The organism is Streptomyces sp. NPDC101234, assembly GCF_044767525.1.
GTDB lineage: Bacteria > Actinomycetota > Actinomycetes > Streptomycetales > Streptomycetaceae > Streptomyces > Streptomyces sasae.
In genome coordinates this window covers 1-4,523 of sequence record NZ_JBIWOA010000102.1, presented here as the reverse complement: position 1 = coordinate 4,523, position 4,523 = coordinate 1, and the positions used below count along the sequence as shown (strand labels likewise).

Annotated in this window: 1 protein-coding gene; it reads right to left on the bottom strand. The window is 72.6% G+C overall.

Going from position 1 to position 4,523, the window contains the following annotated elements; all coding sequences use genetic code 11:
- The coding region (locus ACIRR9_RS55840; protein WP_403769762.1) for a type I polyketide synthase at nucleotides 1-4,496 on the bottom strand (4,496 nt) is incomplete at its 3' end.
- Nucleotides 4,497-4,523: the final 27 nt, after the last annotated feature.

The window sequence follows — 4,523 nt, the reverse complement described above, 5'->3', positions numbered from 1 at the left end:
ACCCCGAAGGAACGCCACACCGCCGCCAGCGACACCATCACCGCCCACAACGCCGGCTGCACGACATCCACCCGCCGCAACGCAGCCTCGTCACCGAGCACATCAGCCAACGACCAGTCCACAAACGGTTCCAACGCCTCCGCACACGCACACATCGACGACGCGAACACAGCCGAGGACTCGACCAGCTCCCGAGCCATGCCCACCCACTGCGCACCCTGACCGGGAAAGACGAAAACCACCTTGTCGCCGGGCCGGACCACCCGCGGGACGACCTCACCGGCGGCCACGGCGCGCAAGCCGGCCAACAACTCGCCCCGGTCGCCGGACACCACGGCGGCCCGGTGCTCGAAGGTCTCGCGGCTGGCCAACAGCGACCAGGCCACGTCCACCGGACGCAGTTCGGGATCCGATTCCACGCGTTCCAGAAGACGGGCCGCCTGTGACCGCACCGCCTCGGCAGTCTTGCCGGACACCACCCACGGCACGACGGCGGTCACGTCGGGCAGCGGCTCGGGCCCGGCACCGGCACCGGCGGGATCCGGTTCCGGCGCTTCCAGGATGATGTGCGCGTTGGTGCCGCTGATGCCGAAGGCGGACACCCCGGCCCGGCGGGGACGGCCCGTCTCCGGCCACGGCACGGCCTCGGCGAGCAGCCGGACGTCGCCCTTGGTCCAGTCGACCTTCGTCGACGGCTCGGTCACGTGCAGGGTCTTGGGCAGGATGCCGTGGCGCAGGGCCATCACCATCTTGATCACACCGCCGACACCCGCGGCGGCCTGCGTGTGGCCGATGTTGGACTTCAAGGAGCCGAGCCACAGGGGCTGGTCGCCGGGGCGGTCGCCGCCGTAGGTCGCCAGCAGGGCCTGTGCTTCGATCGGGTCACCGAGTCGGGTGCCCGTACCGTGGGCCTCGACCGCATCCACGTCGGCGGGTGACAGACCCGCGGCCGCCAAGGCCTGACGGATCACGCGCTGTTGGGAGGGGCCGTTCGGAGCCGTCAGCCCGTTGGAGGCGCCGTCCTGGTTGACCGCGCTGGCGCGGAACACGGCGAGGACCTCGTGGCCGTTGCGCCGAGCTTCGGAAAGGCGCTCCATCACCACGACGCCGACGCCCTCGGACCAGCCCGTCCCGTCGGCGGCGTCATCGAAGGACTTGCACCGGCCGTCCGCGGAGAGGCCGCCCTGTTTCGTGAGCCCGACGAACATGTCGGACGTCGCCATCACCGTCACACCGCCGGCCAGGGCGAGCGAGCACTCACCGGACCGCAGGGCCTGGGCCGCGAGGTGCATGGCCACCAGCGAGGAGGAGCAGGCCGTGTCCACGCTGACCGCGGGACCTTCCAGCCCCAGGGCGTACGCCACACGACCGGACATCACGCTGGTCGCCGCGCCGGTGAGCACATGTCCGCGCAGGTCGTCGTGGCCGCGGTTGACCAGGTCGAGATAGCCGGTCTGGTAGGCACCGACGAAGACGCCCGTAGCGCTGCCCGCCAGGGCCGAGGGGGTGATGCCCGTACGTTCCAGGGCCTCCCAGGCCACTTCCAGCAGCAACCGCTGCTGCGGATCGGTCGCCTGGGCCTCGCGGGGCGAGATGTGGAAGAACGCCGCGTCGAACTCGTCGATGCCGGTGAGGAAACCACCCTCCGTGGTGATCGACGTACCGGTGCCGGAGCCGTCCAGGCCGAACAGCGCGTCGAGGTCCCAGCCACGGTCGGCCGGGAAGGAGCCGATGCCGTCGGTTCCCTCGCTGAGCAGGCGCCACAGGTCTTCCGGGCCCTGGACATCGCCAGGGAAGCGGCAGGCCATGCCGACCAGCACGATCGGGTCGTCGGTGACCGTGACGAGCGCCGGCACCGACGCCGACCCGGCAGCGTCCGGCTCGCCGAACTCGCCGGCCAGGTGCGCAGCCAGCCGGGTGACCGACGGGTAGTCGAACACCGCGCTCGCCGCAAGGCTGAGCCCGGTACGGGATTGCAGCAGGTTGCGCAGCTCCACCGAGGTCAGCGAGTCGAAACCCAGCTCGCTGAACGGCTGCTGGACGTTGAGCTGCGCGGCCGAGGCATGCCCCAGCACCGCCGCGGCCGACTCGCGGACCAGCTCGACGAGGGCCTTCTCCCGCTCGGCCGGCGGCAGAGCGGCCAAGCCCTGACCGGCGCTGCCGTCAGGCGCGGCGCCGGCGGTGCGCCGGGCAGGGCCGCCGGCCAGAGCCCGCCACAGGGCGGGAATCTCCGGCTGCGCCCGCAACGACCGCAGATCGAGCCGCGTCGGCGCCAGCAGCGGGAGATCGGCCCGCAGCGCCTCGTCGAACAGCTCCAGGCCGTGTTCGACGGCGAGCGCCGGCAGCGCCGCCCGGCCCATCCGCCGCCGGTTGGTCTCCGACAGCGTGCCGACCATGCCGACCTCGGTCGTCCACGGCCCCCAGGCCATCGACACGCCGGGCAGGCCGTCGTGGCGCCGTTGCTGCACGAGCGCGTCGAGGAAGGCGTTGCCGGCGGCGTAGTTGGCCTGCCCGCCGCCGCCGAGCAGGCCGCCGATCGACGAGAACAGGACAAACATCGACAGGTCCAGGCCGCGCGTCAGCTCGTGCAGGTGCCAGGCCGCGTCGACCTTCGGTGCGAGCACCCGGTCCAGTTGTTCCCGCGACAGCGTGGCGACGACGCCGTCCTCGACCACACCCGCGGTGTGCACGATTCCGCTGATGTCGTGGGCGCCGATGACCTCGGCCAGCGCCACCCGATCGGTGACGTCACAGGCCACGACCTCGACGGCGGCACCTGTGCCGGACAGCTCCGCGACCAGCTCCTGCGCACCCGCTGCCGCCATTCCTCGCCGGCTGAGCAGCAGCAGGCTCCGCACACCGTGCTCGCCGACCAGATGCCGGGCCACCACGCCGCCCAGCCCACCAGTGCCGCCCGTGATGAGAACGGTTCCGGCGTGCTCCAGGGGCGTCGGCGGCTCGTCCGTGGGCTCGGTCCTTGTCAGTCGCGCGGCGCGCAGTGTCCCGTTGCGCAGGGCCAGCTGGGGCTCCCCACTCGCCAGGACGTGACCGAGCAGCGCGGCGTCGACGCCCGTGTCCCTGCCCGTATCTGCGTTCGCGTTCGTGTCTGCGTCCGTGTCCGCGTCTGCGTCCATGTCGAGCAGGACGATGCGGCCCGGGTTCTCGGTCTGTGCCGAGCGCACCAGGCCCCACACCGCCGCGGCGGCCAGATCGGTGACCGGCTCGCCGGGATCGGCGGCTACCGCGCCGCGGGTCAGGACGACCAGCGGGATCGTGGCCTCCGTCAGCCAGGACTGCAGCTGCTGCAGGACGCGGCCGGCGAGCTCGTGCGTGGACGCGGCGACGTCGTCCGGGTCGCCGGAGGCGGACAACACGGCAACCTGCGCCGACTCCTGGTCCGTGCTGTCGGCCGTCACCCACTTGGTGACCGGGCTGCCGGTCGCGGCGATGTCGATCCAGTCCAGCCGCAGCAGGGACCGGTCGCCCCGGACGGCGGTGATGTCGATGGTGTCCAGGTGCCGGAGGCTCAGCGAGCCGATCGACAGCACCGGCTGCCCGGCACCGTCCGCCGCGGCGATCGAGACCGCCGCATCGTCCGTGCGGGTCAGGGCCACCCGCAGGTGGGCGGCACCGGCCGCGTGCAGGACCACGCCGGTGAACCCGAACGGCGACCCGTCGACACCGGTGAGCTTTGCGGGCTGCAGCACCGCGTCGAGCAGGGCCGGATGGATGCCGTACGACTCCGCACCGGCCTCGGCGGGCACAGCGACCTCGGCGACGACGTGGCCGGCGCGCCGCCAGGCCTTGGTCACCCCCTGGAACAGCGGGCCGTACTCGACGTTGTCGTAGAAGCCGGCGAGGTCCAGCTCTGTCGCGTCCGGCCCGGGCCACGCCCCGGTCACCAGGTCGAATTCGGGGCCGGCCTGTGCCGGGGTTGCCTGTGCCGGGGTGACTGTCACCGCTCCGGTGGCATGCCTGGTCCAGGACTCGGCGTCGTCCCGGCGGGCGTAGACGGTGACGCTGCGGCGCGAGGTGCCCGGCTCGGCGGGGTCGTCGCCGACCACGACCTGGAGCTGGACGCCGCCCTGGGCGGGCAGCACCAGCGGGGCCTCCAGGACGAGCTCGTCGAGGTGTCCGCAGCCCACGCCGTCACCGGCCCGGACGGCGAGTTCCACGTAACCGGAACCCGGGAACACCGCAGCGCCGTCCACCATGTGCTCGGCCAGCCACGGGTGGGTACGCAGGGACAGGCGGCTGGTGAAGACCGCGCCGTTCGTACGGGGCAGCGGCAGCATGGCACCCAACAGCGGGTGTCCGGCGGCACTCAGGCCCGCGGCGGTCACGTCCGTCGGCTGATGCACCGGTTCCGGCCAGAACCGCTGGTGCTGGAAGGCATACGTCGGCAGCGCCACCCGACGCGCGTCCAGGCCCGCGAACACCGGCGCCCAGTCCACCCCAACACCGTTCACCCACAGATGCCCGACCGCGGCCAGCACCGCCTCACCATCGTCACGCCTGCGCCG